The organism is Aquipluma nitroreducens (assembly GCF_009689585.1).
GTDB classification, from domain to species: Bacteria; Bacteroidota; Bacteroidia; order Bacteroidales; family Prolixibacteraceae; genus Aquipluma; species Aquipluma nitroreducens.
On sequence record NZ_AP018694.1, the window covers coordinates 5409821 to 5427744 of the forward strand.

14 protein-coding genes are annotated in these 17924 nt (G+C 41.9%); 5 read left to right on the forward strand and 9 right to left on the reverse strand.

The annotated features are described in order from the left end of the window. The first annotated feature begins 44 nt into the window (after positions 1–44). Entirely contained in the window at positions 45–1481 is a 1437-nt protein-coding gene (locus tag AQPE_RS22610) for a glycoside hydrolase family 125 protein (protein ID WP_318348747.1), read from the forward strand. A gap of 120 nt (positions 1482–1601) precedes the next feature. Here AQPE_RS22610 and AQPE_RS22615 read toward each other — a convergent pair whose 3' ends face one another. Further along, positions 1602–2942 carry a TldD/PmbA family protein gene (locus AQPE_RS22615; protein ID WP_318348748.1) on the reverse strand — a complete coding sequence of 447 codons (1341 nt, stop codon included), beginning with the start codon at positions 2940–2942 and terminating at the stop codon, positions 1602–1604. Next, positions 2939–4483, reverse strand: a complete 1545-nt coding sequence (locus AQPE_RS22620) for a TldD/PmbA family protein (RefSeq protein ID WP_318348749.1) — start codon at positions 4481–4483, stop codon at positions 2939–2941. Before AQPE_RS22620 ends, AQPE_RS22615 begins: the two co-directional genes overlap by 4 nt. Positions 4484–5015: 532 nt before the next feature. Here AQPE_RS22620 and AQPE_RS22625 point away from each other — a divergent pair. The 3 genes from AQPE_RS22625 to AQPE_RS22635 all read left to right on the forward strand — a co-directional run bounded on the left by AQPE_RS22625 (position 5016) and on the right by AQPE_RS22635 (position 8511). Further along, a complete protein-coding gene (locus AQPE_RS22625; protein WP_318348750.1) occupies positions 5016–6797 on the forward strand; it encodes a glycoside hydrolase family 9 protein in 1782 nt (593 codons plus the stop codon). 116 nt (positions 6798–6913) lie between these two features. After that, complete coding sequence (locus AQPE_RS22630) at positions 6914–7690, forward strand: ThuA domain-containing protein (protein ID WP_318348751.1); 777 nt, start codon at positions 6914–6916, stop codon at positions 7688–7690. A 35-nt stretch (positions 7691–7725) separates the two neighbouring features. Beyond that, the gene (locus AQPE_RS22635) at positions 7726–8511 is read left to right on the forward strand and encodes a ThuA domain-containing protein (RefSeq protein WP_318348752.1); all 786 of its coding nucleotides are present in this window, start codon (positions 7726–7728) and stop codon (positions 8509–8511) included. Positions 8512–8641: 130 nt separating this feature from the next. On the opposite strand, the gene AQPE_RS22640 is transcribed toward AQPE_RS22635, so the two are convergent. The 7 genes from AQPE_RS22640 to AQPE_RS22670 all read right to left on the reverse strand — a co-directional run bounded on the left by AQPE_RS22640 (position 8642) and on the right by AQPE_RS22670 (position 16229). Next, a complete protein-coding gene (locus AQPE_RS22640; RefSeq protein ID WP_318348753.1) occupies positions 8642–9277 on the reverse strand; it encodes an NAD(P)H-dependent oxidoreductase in 636 nt (211 codons plus the stop codon). A gap of 177 nt (positions 9278–9454) precedes the next feature. Further along, positions 9455–11218 (reverse strand): ABC transporter ATP-binding protein, encoded by a 1764-nt coding sequence (locus tag AQPE_RS22645; protein WP_318348754.1) that lies wholly within the window; start codon positions 11216–11218, stop codon positions 9455–9457. A 174-nt stretch (positions 11219–11392) separates the two neighbouring features. After that, positions 11393–13141 (reverse strand): ABC transporter ATP-binding protein, encoded by a 1749-nt coding sequence (locus AQPE_RS22650; protein WP_318348755.1) that lies wholly within the window; start codon positions 13139–13141, stop codon positions 11393–11395. Positions 13142–13390: 249 nt separating this feature from the next. After that, entirely contained in the window at positions 13391–13738 is a 348-nt protein-coding gene (locus tag AQPE_RS22655) for a hypothetical protein (RefSeq protein ID WP_318348756.1), read from the reverse strand. A 130-nt stretch (positions 13739–13868) separates the two neighbouring features. Continuing rightward, entirely contained in the window at positions 13869–14489 is a 621-nt protein-coding gene (locus tag AQPE_RS22660; RefSeq protein WP_318348757.1) for an RNA polymerase sigma factor, read from the reverse strand. A 279-nt stretch (positions 14490–14768) separates the two neighbouring features. Beyond that, positions 14769–15095: a helix-turn-helix domain-containing protein gene (locus AQPE_RS22665; protein ID WP_318348758.1), complete on the reverse strand. Its 327-nt coding sequence runs from the start codon at positions 15093–15095 to the stop codon at positions 14769–14771. Positions 15096–15545: 450 nt separating this feature from the next. Beyond that, positions 15546–16229, reverse strand: a complete 684-nt coding sequence (locus AQPE_RS22670) for a hypothetical protein (protein ID WP_318348759.1) — start codon at positions 16227–16229, stop codon at positions 15546–15548. A gap of 245 nt (positions 16230–16474) precedes the next feature. Here AQPE_RS22670 and AQPE_RS22675 point away from each other — a divergent pair, with 245 nt between their 5' ends. Next, complete coding sequence (locus AQPE_RS22675) at positions 16475–17914, forward strand: monomeric [FeFe] hydrogenase (protein WP_318348760.1); 1440 nt, start codon at positions 16475–16477, stop codon at positions 17912–17914. Positions 17915–17924: the final 10 nt, after the last annotated feature.

The window sequence follows — 17924 nt, forward strand, 5'->3', positions numbered from 1 at the left end:
ATACCAACAAAATCAAAGATAAACCGATAAAATCAAAAATGAATATGTCAGACAGACGAATGTTTATTAAAACCAGTGCGTTAGCCGGAATTGGGGTTCTGGCCGCCAGTAAAACAAAAATTATTGCCGGTAATTTACTTCCGGTGTTCGAGAGCAAACGCCCGCCACTTGCCAAACGCAACTTTGTGAGCGAATCGGTTGAAAAAACCATTGCCAAAGTAAAATCGTCAATTTCTAATCCGGAGTTGGGATGGTTGTTCGAAAACTGTTTCCCAAATACACTGGATACAACGGTGGATTTTGAAGTGATTGACGGGAAACCCGATACCTATGTGATTACCGGAGATATTGATGCCATGTGGTTGCGTGATAGCACCGCCCAGATTTGGCCATATTTGCCATTTGTGAAAGAAGATGCCAAATTGCGGGAACTGGTGAAAGGCGTGATTAATCGTCAGGCCAAATGCATTTTGCTCGATCCGTATGCCAATGCTTTTTATAAAGATCCGACCCAGATAAGTGAGTGGAAGAATGACCTGACTGACATGAAACCAGGAATCCACGAACGTAAATGGGAAATCGATAGTTTGTGTTACCCCATCCGGTTGGCACATGGCTATTGGAAACTAACTGGCGATGTAAGCTTGTTCGACAGCAAATGGAAAGAAGCCATGAAGCTGGTTCTGCAAACATTCCGCGAGCAGCAGCGTTTTCACGATAAAGGCCCGTATACATTTCAACGCACAACTGCCTGGGCAACCGACGGCGTTCCATTGAGCGGTTACGGCTATCCGGTTAAACCTTGTGGATTGATTGTTTCCACTTTTCGCCCAAGCGACGACTGTACCTTGTTTCCCTATTTGATTCCGAGCAACATGTTTGCTATCGAAGTGCTGGGTTATCTTCAGGAAATGTTTTCTACTACTGAATTAAAAGACGATGCACTTGTTGCCAAAGCGAAAGAAATTCAAAATCAGGTAAAACAAGGACTAAAGGAAAATGGAATCTTTGTTCATCCGAAATTTGGCGAAATTATCGCTTTTGAGGTGAATGGTTTTGGAAGTTTCCACCTGATGGACGATGCCAATGTGCCATCGCTTTTGTCGCTGCCATATTTGGGAGCCATTGCGCCGGATAGTAAGCTGTACCTGAATACCCGGAAAGTGGTTCTTTCGGAAAACAATCCGTTCTTCTACAAAGGAACAGCAGGCGAGGGGATTGGCGGGCCGCATACCGGAGTGGATACCATTTGGCCGATGAGCATTATTTTGCGGGCCATCACCAGCATTGACGACGCAGAAATTAAACATTGTATCGATATGCTTGTAAAGACACACGCCGATACTGGTTTTATGCACGAGTCGTTCCATAAGGATGATGCAAAAAAATTCTCGCGTAAATGGTTTGCCTGGGCCAATACGCTGTTTGGCGAGTTAATCCTGAAAATTTACCACGAAAGGCCGCATTTGCTGAAAGCATAGATTGCCGCTGATTTTAGAGCAATATTCATAAACGACAAAATCCTCCAAAATTTTAAATCTTGGAGGATTTTTTTTTACGCTTTTGTTGTAATTTCAGTCGAAGTCAATATCTGGATTAACCTAAATGCCTGATACGACAACACCATCAAATACTAAGCTTGGTAGCCTTGCTGAACTGTAAATCCAAGGATCGTTAGCTACTTCTACTAATTTATGCCAGAATTTCAGATGATTATCAGCCATGTTCATTTCTGCCACGTTTTGCACAAATTGGCCTTTATTGAACAGTTTGCCAATAATACCTACAGAGAAGTCACCCGTTGTTGAATTGGAATTTCCGCCAATGAAATCAGTGATTAGTAAACATCGATCCATATCTCTAATTATCTCATCAACACTGCGTGTTCCCGGAGGTATAATCAGATTTGAAATTGAACCAGAATTAGGCTCCCATCCTAATTTTCGGCTGTAATACCAATTTACCAGGAATTCATCCAGAGTTCCTTCAGTAATCAGGGTTCGTTTTTTTGTTGGAAAACCGTCGTCATCGTAATACTTCGATCCAAGTGCACGCGGAAGAAATGGATCATCCTGAATGGTAAACAGTTTACTGCCGATGGATTGTCCTTTCTTATCGGCCAGAAATGAACGTTTTTGTTGTATATTTCCAGCCCACATTGGTTCCTGAAGGCCACCTAAAACGCGCCCTACTCCACGGTTTTCAATAATAATTGGAAGAGTTTCTGTTTGTATTTTTTTTCCTCCCATAAGGTCGAGCGTTCTCAGAGCCGCAGTTTTGCCCACTTCATCAAGCGATGGAAGGTCTGCCCGATAGCGGCATCCAACCCAGTTATAACCAGAAGGACGTCGATCGCCTTCATCCTGAGCGGTCATGTTTGCTCCTGTCCAGCATTGTGTCGTACGGTTTGCCCCAATAAAGCCATTGCTCGATTTCACAAATTCGTCATACGTATCATCGTATTCGCCAGCTTCAACTGAAATCACTTTGCTTCCACCTTGTTTCAGACAACCTTCTTCCACTTTTTGAGCCATGACATGCCGTTCTTCAGGCGTTAATTCTGAATGTGAAGGATCGGCAAGCTGAAGGTCGCTCGTTGATCTCCCTGCATAGTACTTTGGATCGGGGAGAGTTCGAAATGGATCTTCCTCCATGATTTTTGCACTTTCAATCACATCGGTAATAAAACCCGATAAGGTTGATTTCCTGAAATCGGGAGTTGATTGAGAGGCATATCTGTTGTTGATAAAGACCTGAAGATTCAGACCTTGAGTGGTCGCTTCCTTGATTACTTCAGGTTTTTTATCACGGTAATTGATTTCCACGAACCGTCTTTTGGAGATGTTCACTTTACAATCCTTTGCCCCCGCTTTTTTTGTTTCGGCGATTACCCAATCGGCCAGTTCCTGAAATTCTTTTTGGCTATTGTTATCTGTACTCATGATTGTCCTCCTTTCTGGCGGGTACCACCAACCGTTAATGATTTGACCAGGCAGGTTGGCAATCCGAAGGATACAGGAACGCCCTGATTATTTTTACCACATTGACCTGCACCACCATAGTCCATTTCAAGGTTATTAGCCAGCATGATGATGTTGCTGAGCATTTTGGGACCATTACCCATGATATTTACATCCTTGATTGGCGCGGCTAATTTGCCATTTTCTATCATACGTCCTTTCGAAACATAAAATGCAAAATCTCCTTCACCAATTTTTACTTGTCCGTTGCTGACATCTTCGACATATATACCATTGCCAGCTTGTTTGATAACGTCTTCAGGACTGGCAGCTCCTCCAAGCATGTAGGTATTTCGCATGCGAGGTATTGGGTAATTCTGGAAATCCTGCCTGCGACCATTCCCTGTAGGTTCGACGCCGTAGTGTTTTGCAGATATTTTATCGTGTAGGTAGCTTGTTAATATCCCGTTTTCTACCAATACAGTTTTTTGCCCGGGAGTTCCTTCATCATCAATATTGAGACTTCCGGCTAGGTTCATATTGGTGCCATCATCAATGATGGTTACAAATGGTTCTGCCACTTTCTTGCCAATCATACTGCTGAAAGTAGAAACTTTCTTTCGGTTAAAGTCGGCCTCCATTCCATGTCCGATGGCTTCGTGCAACAAAATTCCGGTAACACCTGGTCCTAATACTACAGGTATTTCACCTGCAGGAGGTTGGATGGCGTCAAATTGAACAAGAGCATCGTTTACGGCTTTGGTGGCAACTTTGTTAACAACATCTTCAGTATAAAATGAAAAGTCGCGGTGCCCTCCTAAGTTGTAAAACGATTGTTCGCGTTTCCCGTTTCGTTCAGCTGCAACCGAAGCATATACATATCCGTGAGGAATCAGATCTTCAGCCATTACCCCGTCGCTGGTAACAATTAGTATTCGTTTTGCGCTACTCAAAAATCCTGCATTGACTTTTACAACTTCAGGAGACAAACTAAAACACTTGTGATTGAGTTCTTGCAAAACAGATAATTTTGAATTGGCAGGAATACCACTGTAATTAACAGTTACCGGGTAATAATTTCCGGCTTTAATTGGATTGAATGATATTCTTACCGGAGCGGCTTTCAAATCGCAAATGGTTGCCGCAGTTGCCGCGGCCGAAATCATTGAAGCTTCTGTTAATTCCTGAGTAAAACCGTAGCCAATCTGGTCACCTTTTACTGTGCGGATACCGACGCCCAACGAAATGTCGCCATATGAACGGTTTACCTTTCCGTCTTCGAGCCCCAGGTAATTCATAACCGAATATTCGAAGTACAGGTCGGCAAAATCGCCGCCTTTTGAAAGAGCTTTTGCCAGAAGTTTCTGGCAGAGGTTTTGATCAATCCCGAATTCTTTCAGGAAGTAGTTACCTGACGAGTTTTTGTCGAGCAACATACTGGCTTCCAATTCGGGAAGGAAAAGCATTGCACCACCCGCAAGGGCTGTGTTCTGAATGAATTTTCTTCTCGATAAAGGTTTCATTTTGGTTTATTAATAATCAGACAGATTACAGTACGTTCGTTTCAGAGTAAAAATTCTGAAATAAGATTTTGCGTAAGTTCAAATTGGAAAATCAGACCAATTGCATCGCTTTTTTTTATCATGGATCGATAAAAAAGCGGTATACTAATTTACGAAAAAATAACTTGTAATTGTAAATTTATCAGCAGTTTAAACTTAATTATTGAAGTTAATTCATCTATTATTCAACACAGAATACACCGATTTACACAGAGAAAAATATTAATAATAAATTTTGCCTGTTTGTTAAAGCAGCACTGCAAAGGATAAATTGTAATCTTCGGTGTTTATCCTTTGTTGTTTGCCATTAGTCATTGGGCAAAAATTTTCATTTTCAACTTAGAAAACCCTGTCAGCTATAGCCAATTTGCTCTGTTTCGATCCACAACATATAGGAGCTGTTGATATGTACTTTTGAAAAAGTAACATATATTTGGTGATAGATATATTTATTCGAAGTAATGACCTTTCTGAAAAACCTAACCTAAACCTAATGATCAAAATGAAAATTGTTTATTTCTTGCTCATATTGGGATTGATTCCTGACTTGCAAGCGCAAAACAACCAACCAATCAACATATTGGCCAATCAGGTTGCCTATAACCTCGAAGGTCCAAAAACTGCAATTCTAAAAAGCAATCAGGCAATCATTTCGGGTACAACCTTCCAGCTCATCGATGTATCAACCAATAAAACAGTCTACTCCGGAAACGTAGGCCAATCAGAACAAGTGTCCAATTGGAATCCAGATGTTTGGTACAGTCGGATTGACTTTTCTGCCTTTCATCAAACCGGAAATTTTAAACTTCAGGTAACAATTGATGGGACAAAGTATGAATCCTACGAATTTAATGTGGAAGAACAAGCATTGGGGAAGATTGCCATTCCGGCTATTGTGAATTTTTTCAACAAACAACGGGCTAATTCGCCCGAAGAGCTCGAAGCCGATAAAGCCATTTTACTTTATGGAAGCGATAAAACAGTCGATCTTCATGGTGGTTGGTGCGATGCTTCAGGTGATATCAGCAAATACTTTTCACATCTGGCATATACCAATTTTATGTCGCCTCAGCAAATTCCAATGGTCACCTGGTCATTAATCAATACGGCCGAGCGTGTTCCTGAATTGCTAAAGCAAATTGGGGTACAAGAATTTTTGACCAAAGAAGCCATTTACGGAGCAGATTACATCATGCGGTCGCTTTCTCCTGAAGGTTATTTCTACATGACAGTTTTTAGCTATTTCGATAGAAATCCGAAAGCTCGGCGAGTGGTCGGGTTGCTCGCAGATAGCAAAACCACTTCAGACTACCAGTGTGCTTACCGCGAAGGTGGCGGAATGGCAGTGGCAGCTTTGGCCCGTATCTCGCAATGGGGAAAAGATGGTGATTTTAGATCGAAACAATACCTCAATGCGGCAGAACGTGCTTTTGCACATCTTCAAAAGTTCAGTACCAAATATGCTGACGATGGAAAAGACAATGTGATTGACGATTATTGTGCGCTGATGGGAGCTTCCGAACTTTGGATTGCAACCGGCAAAGACGTGTATCGTGATGAAGCTCGCCAACGTGCCTTAAACCTGAGCAAACGAATTTCGCCTGAAGGATATTTCATTGCCAACGATTCGAACCGTCCATTCTGGCACGCGGCTGATGCAGGGTTGCCCATCATGGCGCTGGCACGTTTTCTCGATAAAGAAACTGATCAGAAATACCGAAATTTAGCGTTGAAAACCATTAAAACTGCTATTGATTACAACCTGAAAGTGACGAATGGTGTGGTGAATCCGTTTGGATATGCCCGTCAGAGTTTTTTGTTTAAGGGAAAAGTTCATGATGGATTTTTTATTCCACACGAAAATGAAAGTGGCTGGTGGTGGCAAGGCGAAGATGCCCGTTTGGGGTCCTTGGCTGCTGCTATAATTGTTGGCGGTCGATTGGTTTATCCGGATAATGCTCCGTTTGGTGTAAAGCCAGAACTGGCCATTTATGCCGAAAATCTGGTGTCGTGGGTACTGGGCTGCAATCCCTATAACATGTGCATGATGTATGGATACGGTCATAATAATGTCCCATACATGGCTTCTATGTTTGGACATGGATCGGGCAGGGGAGGAATCTCCAACGGGATCACCGGAAAAGATGGAAATGGCGATGGTTCGGGCATTGATTTCAAAGTGGAAGACAATGGCAATGAATGGCGATGGAGCGAACAATGGATTCCTCACACTGGCTGGTTTTTGCAGGCTGTTACTGCAATGTCGATGAAATAGGTTGTGTGTATCACCCCGAATTTATTTCTTAAGTGCGTTGAGATCCTGAATCAAGTTCAGGATGACTTGAATATGAAAATACAAGGATTTGTAATTTTGACTAAACCAATATTGAGATGAAAAATCAGATTTTTAAATTACTGGCAATTCCCGGATTGATTTTACTGCTGCTTTCCGGAGGTTCCGATTTATTTGCTAAATCAACCCAGTTTAAAGTACTGGTACTTACTGAACGTGGTGGACAACATGAAGGTTTTGTAGTTGCGGCACTCGATTGGCTGAAAACTTATTCCGCCGAAAAAAACTTCGAAATCACGGTGATCAACCATGCTAACGAAATAAACGAAACAATGCTAGCCAATTACAAGGTATTCATTCAGTTGAATTATCCGCCCTATACCTGGAGTAAGGAAGCCGAGGCTGCGTTTATTAAGTACATTGAAGATGGCCGAGGCGGCTGGGTTGGATTTCATCATGCCACCTTGCTGGGAGAGTTTGATGGCTACCCGATGTGGAACTGGTTCTCCGATTTTATGGGCGGAATTCGCTTCGAAAATTACATTGCTGCAACAGCTTCCGGGAAAGTAAATGTTGAAGATGCCAATCATCCTGTCATGAAAGACGTTTCAGCATCTTTTGTTCTTCCTGATGACGAATGGTACACTTTCAATAAGAATCCGCGCCCCAATGTGCATGTGCTGGCCAATGTCGATGAATCGAGTTATCAACCAGCTTCCGATATTAAAATGGGCGATCATCCGGCTATTTGGGTGAACGAAAAAATGAAGGCTCACAATGTTTATTTTCTGATGGGTCACCATGCCAACCTGTTTAAATCCACCGATTTCAAAACCATGTTCGGGAATGCTATTCTTTGGGCTGCAGGTAAATAATGAACCAATAACCAATAAATCATATTATGAATCGAATGAAAATACTGTTTAAAGGCGTTATGCTTATCCTCTTAAGCCTTCTGTTTTGCCTGAACTTGCAGGCACAGTTTCCGCGATTTAAAGTGCTTGCATTTTATAGCAAACAGGTTGAACGAGATCATGTTCTGTTCGCAAACGATGCAATCCGGTTTTTTAAGGATCTGACCAGTGGCGGTGGCTTTGTGTTCGATACCACCAGCACGATGTCCGATTTAAATGATGTCAAACTGAAAAATTATCAACTGGTCATGATGATTAACGATTTTCCGCAGAATACGGAGCAGCGTGAATCTTTCCGGAGATACATGGAAAACGGTGGTGGCTGGTTTGGTTTTCATGTGGCTGCATACAACGATCACGATACCAATTGGCCATGGGAACTCGATTTTCTGGGTGGTGGTGTTTTTTACCGCAATAATTGGCCGCCCATGCCTGCCAAATTGGTGGTCGACGATCCAAAGCATGAAATTACCAAAGGATTGCCTGCTTCATTTATTGCACCCATCAACGAATGGTATCAGTGGGAACCGAGTCCACGCGAGCGAAAAAACATCAAAGTTCTGGTTTCACTTTCTCCAGATAATTATCCGTTTGGCCTGAAAGATATTGTTCCTGATGGCGACTTTCCGGTGGTTTGGACGAATACGGATTACCGTATGATTTATCTGAATATGGGCCATGGATCACAGATTTTTACTGATGCAACACAAAATAAGCTTATCATCGATGCTTTTCGGTGGGTAATTGTCACCGATAAAAAGGGAAATATATTTGATAATTAATAAGTTTGTGGTATTATCATTTTTCATCCGACTGGCATAAATAGTGAAAAATAGAAACGGAGAGTTGAATAATTTTCAACTCTCCGTTTTCAATTTTACTATTTTTGGGTGATGAAAACAGCAAGCAGAATTATTTGTAATGGATTACAAACTCGTCAGTCGATTTCCTGACTTTTTTCATTTTCTCTAACCAGTCGTTTTCAGCATCGCGGTAACCCAACGGCAATAACAAAACACTTCTTAGCCCTTTCGACCGGAGATCGAGCAATTCGTCGAGCATATTTGGATTGAAACCTTCCATAGGGGTGCTGTCAACTTTCAGCTCTGCAGCCTGAGCAATTGCCATTCCAAATCCAATGTATGCCTGCCTTGCAGTATGTACAAAATTTTCATCGCTGGTTTGACTCAGATACAGCGATTTTAACCGATCAGTGTATGAGCCAAATCTTCCGCGAGGTAATTCTCTTTCATCGGTAATAAAGTCATACTGCCCGTCAATTCTTTCAGTGGTATATTTATCCCAGGCAACAAATACCAAGAGGTGCGAACAATCAGCAACAATTTGCTGATCCCTTGCAATCGGAACTATTTTGTCCTTTAATTCCTGATTGGTAATTACGATTACCCGAAACTGTTGCAATCCTGAAGAAGTTGGCGCCAGTCGTGCGGCTTCAATAATTTTGTCTACATCTTCCTGAGCTACTTTTTTCGTAGGATCATACTTTTTGGTGGCGTATCGCCATTTTAAATCATCTAATAATGCCATAATTTTCTGTTTTTCTGTTTTCTATTGTGGTTCTACTGATGGCGTGATTCCAAAATCATTATGCCAGTAGATTAACCCATTTTTTAGTTTCTTTTATCTGTATTCCTGATACCAGCATTTACTGAGCAGGTGACTTCAAGTCACCTGCTCAGTAGTTTATATAGAACGAATATTGTTTTAGCTTTCCCTTTTCCCGTGCAGCAGCAAATTCACTGCATCGGCAAGCGAACCGGCCGGAACCACTTCTCCGGAGTTGACGAAGAAAATTTCATCGGCATTTTCAATGGTATTCAGGCGGTGGGCAATAATAACACGGGTTGTAGTAGCAGGCAATTTCTGAAGAATATTTTCGAGTAATTGTTCGGTAATGGTATCGATGTTGGCGGTAGCCTCGTCGAGAATAAGCAGTTCGGGTTTACGCAGCACCGAGCGCATAAAAGCAATCAATTGCTTTTGCCCAAGACTTATGCCATCGCCGGTTGTCTGAACTTTCGAATCCAATCCTGAATCAAACCGGCTCAGCAAACTTTCAAGTCCCGATTCTTTAATCACGGCAGCCAATTCATCGTTCGAAAGGTTTTTATATTCCGGATTTCCGTAGAGAATGTTGTCGCGCACTGTTCCGGTAAATAAAAATGGTTCCTGAAGAATAAACCCAATTTTGTTGGTTCGTTCTTCGGGGTGGTAGCTGCGAATGTCTTTTCCGTCGAGCAATATCGTTCCTGTTGTTGCATCGTACAAACGGGCAATCAATGAAGCTGTAGTGGTTTTTCCGCCTCCGGTTGGCCCTACGAATGCGTATGTTTTGCCTCGTTCCAGATTAAAATTGACGTGATGCAAAACTTCTTTCCCATTTGGATAGGTAAATGAAACATCACGGAAAGAAAGATAAGAAGAAGCGGGTTCACTAATGCTATTCTCAATAACTTCCAGATTCGTATCCAAAGAAAGTATTTGCGAAATGCGGTCCCATCCGGCCATTGCCACCTGGAAATTGGCCCATAGTCCGGCCAATTGACGCAACGGATGGTAAAAGCTGTTCACGTAAGCCAGAAAGCTGATCAGCAATCCAATGGTAAAACTTCCGGTCGTGATCAGGTAAATACCAAAAGCAAGAACAACGAGCTGACCTAAATTTGACGAAAACCCAAAAACCGGAGTGAAAATATTGTTGGCCAAACCCGCACTAACTGCCGTCGAATAATTCTTCTGATTGGCTTCATCGAAGCGTTTCCGAAAATAATCACGACGGTTAAAAGCAATGATCACCTTGAAGTTGTTCAGGCTTTCCTGAATTTCGGCGCTCAATCCACCAGTACTTTTTAGATTGGCCGCGTTTTTTCGTTTGACCCAGGGCGAAATGGCCTTGGTGAAAATCCAGATGATCAAAGCAGGCAAAAGTGCAGCGGAACCCAATTCAAGATTAATACTCAACAGAAAGATACCTGCACCAAGCATAGTAAATATGCTGCTGATAAACTGCATCAGCGATTGCGAGAAAAACTGGTTCAGTTTGTCGGTATCGTTGTTGATTCTCGAAATTAGGTCACCCGCTTTGTTCTGATTAAAAAAATCGACGGGCAATTCCTGAAGTTTGGTAAAAACAGCATTACGGAGACTATACAACATCCGAATTCCAACGCCGCCCATCATGATCATTTGCAGGTAATTGGTTGCAAACGCCACCATATACAACACCAGTAAAATAGCCGAATACCGGATCACTCCGTCGTATTGTTTCGATTGAATATAGGTGTCAATGGTGTGACCAATAAGGTAAGGCCCAAGCAAACTTAAGCCAGCATTGATGAAAATGATGATAAAGGCCAGAATCAGCGTTCGCTTTTCCTCCCGAATCAAATCGAGCAATTTCCGGAGCGCTGCCAGTGTCGATTTTTTCTGCTCTGCCGCCGTAGCGGTCTGATTGAGGTTATAATTCATTCTGACAAATATTCTGATTAAGTTTCTGCATTGTTTATTTTTTGACTCACCCCAAGCTCGCAATGCTCGCTTTGCCCCTCTCTACATGTAGAGAAGGGAGAAGTCGCCTTTAGGCGACTTGGGGTGAGTAACTGATTTAATACGTTTATACAATCGGCTACAATAGCTTTTTTATTACACTTCATAATGACTTGTACTTCGTTGTGAATTTTCGATCTGTACATATTCGGTACAGGTTTCCATTAGCTCGTGGTGCGTTCCTGTGGCAATAACCTCGCCTTCCATCAACAGAATAATCTGCTCAAAATGCTTTACTGAAGATACTTTTTGAGTTATCGACAGCAAAGTCAAATCCGGATAATTCCGTTCCAGATTGGAAAGGATTCTTTTCTCCGTTTCGTTATCGACACGGGCTGTAAAATCGTCGAGCAAAAGTATTTTTGGATTGATGGCCAACGCGCGAGCCAGCATTATTCGTTGTTTTTGTCCTCCTGAAAGGCTGGTTCCACGTTCAGAAACAATGGTGTTGAGTTTATCCGGAAGCGAATCGACAAAGTCTTTCAATTCGGCAGTCTGTATGGCTTTTTCGAGCGATTCGTCGGTTACCTGATCGCTGAAAGCAATGTTCTCTCGCAAGCTCATGTTAAAAATCACGCTGTCCTGAAGTACAAATCCCACCTGACTTCGGAACGATTCCTTGTCGTAGCTTTCAACGTCTTTCCCATCAAATAAAATGGTGCCGCTATCGGGTTTTACCAAATCGGTCAGCAAGTTGAGCAACTGGCTTTTACCTGCGGCGGTAGGGCCGATAATGGCAACCTGCGTTCCACCTTTTACTGAAAAGGAAATATCTTTCAAAACGGGTTTGTCGCCATACGAAAGTTTAATATTTTTTAGCTCTATATCGCCTTTAAGTGAAGCTTTTATTGTACCTGGCTCAGCAATTTCAGGAGCTTCCAAAACCTCGTTGATTCGTGCATAAGAAGCCGATGCCTGAGCCATAATGTTGCTCATGAAACCAATCATGATAATGGGGAAAATGAGCAATGCCAGGTAACTGTTGAATGCGGCGAAATCGCCCAGCGACATTTCACCGGTAATTACAAAATGACCGCCCAACATCAGAATGGTAATCATGGCGAGGTTGGAAATAAAGGTGATGATTGGTATCATGGCCGCAAATAGCCGAAGGATGCCCAGTCCAACATCGCGCGAATCGGTATTGGCTTCCATGAATTTATGATATTCGGGCTGCTGCGAGTTCAGTACACGAATAATGGCCGAACCCATGATGCTTTCGTTGATGACTTTGTTCAGCCAGTCGATAATTTCGCGGCTTCTCTTAAATAAAACCCTGACTTTCCGGAGAACGATAAAAAAGGTGCCGCCAATTAGTGGAATGATGGCAATGATGGGCACAGCCAGCTTATAATTGATCATGAGCAGCAGCACGCAGGTTCCAACAATCATAAAAACCGACGAAAAAATGGTAACCACGGCCATCGACACAAACATCTTGATCGAATCGATGTCGGAAGTGAGGTTGGTTAAAAGTTTTGACGGATTGGTCTTCAGGATATAGGAATAACTTTGCCTCGAAATTTTGTCGGAAAGGCGTGTACGTAAATCGCGGGCAACCCGTTCCGAAGCAAATGTTTGAACAATACTTTGCAGATAGGTGAAGAAAAAGATGACAAATGATGCCACCAGAAACTCCAGAACTACGGTCTTGAAATTGAAATTGCCTGCTGAAAATGAATCGATGGCTCTTGATATAATTTTGGGCAGTAGTAAATTGACTCCATTACTCAGGAGGGCAAAAACCACCAGAAAAGTGACCATTCCTCGATATGGCTTCAGTAAACTAAATACGTTTGGTTTTGATTCCTTTTTACCGGTTCCCGGTTTTTTTGACTTACTCATTCTAGGATTATACTTGAAAATACTGACTACAAAGAAACTCTAAAAGAGCCTAAAAGTTTAGATTAGTTGAAAGAAAATGCCACAAAGCCACTAAGGTTTAATGTGTGCGATATCTTAATCCGTCATTGCGAAGTAGCGAAGCGAAGTGAAGCAATCCGTTCAATAAAGATTGCTTCACTTCGTTCGCAATGATGTCCTTGTCCTTGCACTGATAATACAAAGTACTTTTTGTTAACTGCAATTTAAGTCTTATTTTTCTTTTTCCTCTTCTTTGCAGAAACGATTTGTCCAGGTCGGACGATGTGAGTGCATGTGTTCGCGAAATTGTTCGCGTTCTTCGGGAGTCATGTTTTCCCATTTTTCGTGCATGTGCCGTCTGCAATGGCCATGGTCATGTCTACGACCTTTGAATCCTCCCAACAGAAGGCGCGACAGAATAAGTAGCCCGATTGTTTGCCAGAATGTAATTTCAGGCAAATGGAAGAGTAACGGCATCAGCCAGTTCCATAAGTACATGGTGATAAACCCAAAAGCAAAAAAGGCAACCAGCATCAGGGGAATAAAGAGATACCATCTCTTTTTGAACATTGTTTTCATTTTCTATTTTTTTTAAGTTTAATAATTCTATTTTTTTTCGTTCTGTTTTCTTTTACCCCTCCAAACCTCCCCTAAATGGGCGGCTTAAAGTCCCCTTCAGTGATTTAGGGGTAAAACAGTACTACACTTACTAAAAGTTTAATAATTCGTCGTAAATAAGCTGAAGCCGTTCGCGCAAAACCAATACTGCATAACGCTTTCTCGAAATAAGAGTATTCACCGTTACCCCTGTTTGTTCCGAAATTTCCTTGAACGAAAGGCCTTTCAGCTCAGTCAATTCGAATACAAGACGTTGTTCCTCAGGAAGCTCTTCCAGCGCTTTTTCCAGTTCAATCCAAACCAGCGACCGCAAGTAATCATCTTCGGGTGAACTTCCATTGTCGAACATCAGATTGCGTAGTTCCCTGAACGAACCTTCATCATCGGTATCAGCAAAGAATTCAGGCATCGATTCGGTCTTTTTCTTGCGGTAAAGATCGGTAATCCGGTTGCGGGCCACGGTGAACAGCCACGCAGCCATTTGGTCGATTGGTTTCAGCAAGCGGTCGGCCTCGGCAAGTTGATAATACACTTCCTGAAGGATATCTTCAGCATCCTCGCTATTTCGCACACGCTTCCGGATAAAGCCCTGCAAACGGGCTCCATAGTTTTTGATGGTGTCAGCGATATGTTGTTTTTCCTTCACGTTAGTTTTTATCAGCGCCACCGATTGTTCGTCGATTGACAGCTCTAAAACCTCAATTCCACTCATATTGTTTGATTGAACGCCAACTGAATCTAAGTTGAAAACGACTGATCTGTATACCGATCGAATAATCATTCAAACCCAATTGTGCAGCTTATAATGAGATTGACGAATAAGGCTAAAGAATATTTTAAATGAAATGAATTTTTTAAGAACGAATATCAGCATGTCCGTCAGTTAAAACTGACGGCAAAGAATAGCGCGTTGAATAAGATTTATACAATTAATGAGGAGCGTATCCTTTGCCGTTTCGCTTTAGCGAACGGATTTAGGATGTTTTATACACTACCGGCTCACTAAATCTTTCAGTGTTTGCCTAAGGATGCCCACTTCCATTTCGAGTTCCTTAATGCGGGTTTGCAGGACATCGACTTCCGTCCGATCCATTTCTTTCGCGCAATCGGGTTCAGGGTAGGGTAGTTCGGCAGCTATTTCCCTGAAGAAATTGTATTGCAGGAATTCGGAGAGTTCGGCCAATCGCTGCACCTGTAGGGTAGGGCGTTTTAACATCCCCGCCACCGACGAATGGTTCATGTTTAACCCGCGCGACAGGTCGGTTGCGTTGATCCGTTTGCGCGCCATTTCGCGTTTAATCATGGAGAGTATCGGCAATTGTTCCATTTGGATTTGGTTTTAAAAGTAAAAAATCAAATGATATTCTAAAAATAGCATTTTTTACTTAAAATACATCATATATTATTCTTTATAAATAATATATGATGTTAATAGAATGAATATATGTTCTTAAATAATCAAATTAAATTCTAATATAGTTAAGATATTTTCTTTTAAAATAAAAATTGTGGTTTATAGAATAGATATTGATGTTTTTAGAACAAAAATTGGATCTTAGAGAAGGAGGGACGAATACTGAAAGTCTCTTTTTTAAAACCTTATTTAATCTGGTTACCTCAATAAAAAAGTCATATATTCTTTCTACTGAAGTTTTTTCTTAAAAATAAGGTTTTTAGAATATGCTGTTGTAGTGACGAATTTCATGTTTTTTGTTGTTGGCCTTCAGGCTCCAAACATAGTTGTTGGCGCTATTGAACTGTTGGAAAATCACTTTTCGTCTGATTTTGTTGTGCCTGTTGGCTTATTCATGAGTTTTTCAGCCATCATTCTACCATTCTGATAAAACAGAGGATCAAGTATAGCTGGATTATGAATAAGGAGCGAATCCGTATTAGAAACGTACTCCTCAAACTCAAAAACCTTTTTGTTCTTTACCTCAAAGTCGTATTGCCTCCCTGAATTCAGATCGAAAAATCTCCATTTACTGGTTATTTGTGCATATAAATTCGTCCAGGGGATTTCAATTGTACCCCAATAGGCCGGATGTGCATGGGCGCCATGGCTTTCAGGAAAGAAATGAGGCTTTTCGATTTGAATATCGTATGCTTTCTTTTGGATTTTCAGTTTGTTCAACACAAGCATTCCGTTAACCTGGTATTTATCTTTTAATTCGTTCAGGATTGTGGCATCTGGGTAAACATTCAGAACAAGGTCGTCAGCTATTTCCAGATTCGTATGCAATTCAAAATACAATTTTAGACCTTTCAAACAGTTTTCCTCGAAGATGGGGTCAATGGTTCCGGTGTTCGTTTTGGCAATCAATATTCCGTTTGAATTCGCATGGGTTAGCGAAGTGAGAATAGGGCTGCCTTTAATAGCTTCACCGGCATAACGATTGGTTTTGCACGAAAGAGCCAAAGCGAAAATGATCAGAAATAAGACTGTTTTCATAGCTAAATTAACAAGAGCAGGACCGTGATTTTTCACCCTAAACTTAGCGCTTTTCCGGATCATTCACTTCTGTTAATCAAATCTATTTGATTCAAGGTATAAGTATCTGCTGAATAATTGCAGATTCAAGTACTTCCATCAAGCTAAATTCATCAAAAAATTAAGTTTTCCTGAAATTTATGTTTGTCATTTAGATAAAACGAATACCTGTCTATCTTTGCCGCCCTGAAAAAAGGAAGAAAAGAATGCCATACGTAAACAATACAATGATTATTCGTCGGCAACTGGTTCGAAAAGTCGTCCGGCTTTTTAATGAAGGAAAACTAATTGAAGGGATAGACCGCATTCCATTGGAAATGTCGCCTCGCGAAATTCCGGCGCAACGTCGATGCTGCATTTATAAAGAACGTGCGGTGGTAAGGTATAAACTGATGCCCATTTTGGGGCTTGGTATTGAAGAAGAGCCTGATGAACTAACGCCTCTTTCGGAGTTCGCCCGGATGGCCATTGAGCGGAAAGAACCTTCGAAAAAAGTATTGACTGTGGTTGACGAAGCCTGTACCTCGTGTGTAAAAGTTAGCTACATCGTTACCAATATTTGCCGGGGCTGTGTGGCCAGCCCCTGTATCATGAATTGCCCTAAAAATGCTATACGGTTCAATGATTCCGGCACTGCTCAAATCAAGTCGGATAAATGCGTGAACTGTGGACTTTGCAAGGAAGCATGCCCGTATCATGCCATTGTTTATGTGCCTGTTCCGTGCGAGGAGGTTTGTCCGGTAAATGCCATTTCCAAAAATGAGCAGGGTATTGAATACATCGACGAAAGCAAATGTATTTACTGCGGACGCTGCCAAAATGCCTGCCCATTTGGTTCCATCTACGAAATATCAAATTTGGTTGATGTCCTGAAAAGCATTCAGCAGAAAGAAGAAACAATCGCTTTGGTCGCGCCGGCGCTGTTTGGTCAATACGATGTTCATCCGGCCAAAGTGATGAGCGCCATTAAGAAAATTGGCTTCAGTCGGGTTGTTGAAGTGGCACGTGGCGCTGAAATTACGACTCGCAATGAAGCTGAAGAGCTGGTTCACCGGTTAAGTGAAGGCGCTCCGTTTATGACCACATCGTGCTGCCCATCGTACGTGGAGTTAACCCGCAAGCATATTGAGGGCATAAAACCATTTGTTTCCGATACCGGTTCGCCCATGCATTACATTGCTGAAATGGTGAAAAAGCAAAATCCGGAGGCTAAAACCGTGTTTATCGGCCCATGTGTTGCCAAACGAAAAGAGGGAATTGACAATGAATTTGTCGATTTTGTATTGAGTTTTTCCGAACTTGATACAATACTTGAAGCAATGGATATTAAGCCTTCTGATTGTGAGGAAATTGTTCTTGACAAAATCGACAGCGAAGCCCGTGGTTTTGCGCTTTCAGGAGGAGTAATCGCAGCGATAAAAGCTCAAAATCTACAGATTGATATCAAAAGCTTATCAGTGGATGGACTGAACAAAAAAACGATCAATTTACTGAAGGCATTCTCGAAAGGAAAAGCCCCTGCCCAGTTTATCGAAGTAATGGCCTGCGAAGGTGGTTGCATTGCCGGACCGGTTAGTCACCTGAATGCCCAGAAAGGAAAGCGTAATTTTGAAAAGGGTTTGGAAATGATTACGGAAAAGAATTGAACCACATAAG

What these genes read in the sequence shown, in the direction of transcription:
- AQPE_RS22620 (WP_318348749.1), bottom strand. Translation starts at nt 4,483, where the DNA reads ATGAAACCTTTATCGAGAAGAAAATTCATTCAGAACACAGCCCTTGCG.
- AQPE_RS22660 (WP_318348757.1), bottom strand. Translation starts at nt 14,489, where the DNA reads ATGAGTGGAATTGAGGTTTTAGAGCTGTCAATCGACGAACAATCGGTG.
- AQPE_RS22670 (WP_318348759.1), bottom strand. Translation starts at nt 16,229, where the DNA reads ATGAAAACAGTCTTATTTCTGATCATTTTCGCTTTGGCTCTTTCGTGC.
- AQPE_RS22645 (WP_318348754.1), bottom strand. Translation starts at nt 11,218, where the DNA reads ATGAATTATAACCTCAATCAGACCGCTACGGCGGCAGAGCAGAAAAAA.
- AQPE_RS22640 (WP_318348753.1), bottom strand. Translation starts at nt 9,277, where the DNA reads ATGGCATTATTAGATGATTTAAAATGGCGATACGCCACCAAAAAGTAT.
- AQPE_RS22635 (WP_318348752.1), top strand. Translation starts at nt 7,726, where the DNA reads ATGAAAATACTGTTTAAAGGCGTTATGCTTATCCTCTTAAGCCTTCTG.
- AQPE_RS22655 (WP_318348756.1), bottom strand. Translation starts at nt 13,738, where the DNA reads ATGAAAACAATGTTCAAAAAGAGATGGTATCTCTTTATTCCCCTGATG.
- AQPE_RS22615 (WP_318348748.1), bottom strand. Translation starts at nt 2,942, where the DNA reads ATGAGTACAGATAACAATAGCCAAAAAGAATTTCAGGAACTGGCCGAT.
- AQPE_RS22650 (WP_318348755.1), bottom strand. Translation starts at nt 13,141, where the DNA reads ATGAGTAAGTCAAAAAAACCGGGAACCGGTAAAAAGGAATCAAAACCA.
- AQPE_RS22610 (WP_318348747.1), top strand. Translation starts at nt 45, where the DNA reads ATGTCAGACAGACGAATGTTTATTAAAACCAGTGCGTTAGCCGGAATT.
- AQPE_RS22630 (WP_318348751.1), top strand. Translation starts at nt 6,914, where the DNA reads ATGAAAAATCAGATTTTTAAATTACTGGCAATTCCCGGATTGATTTTA.
- AQPE_RS22625 (WP_318348750.1), top strand. Translation starts at nt 5,016, where the DNA reads ATGATCAAAATGAAAATTGTTTATTTCTTGCTCATATTGGGATTGATT.
- AQPE_RS22675 (WP_318348760.1), top strand. Translation starts at nt 16,475, where the DNA reads ATGCCATACGTAAACAATACAATGATTATTCGTCGGCAACTGGTTCGA.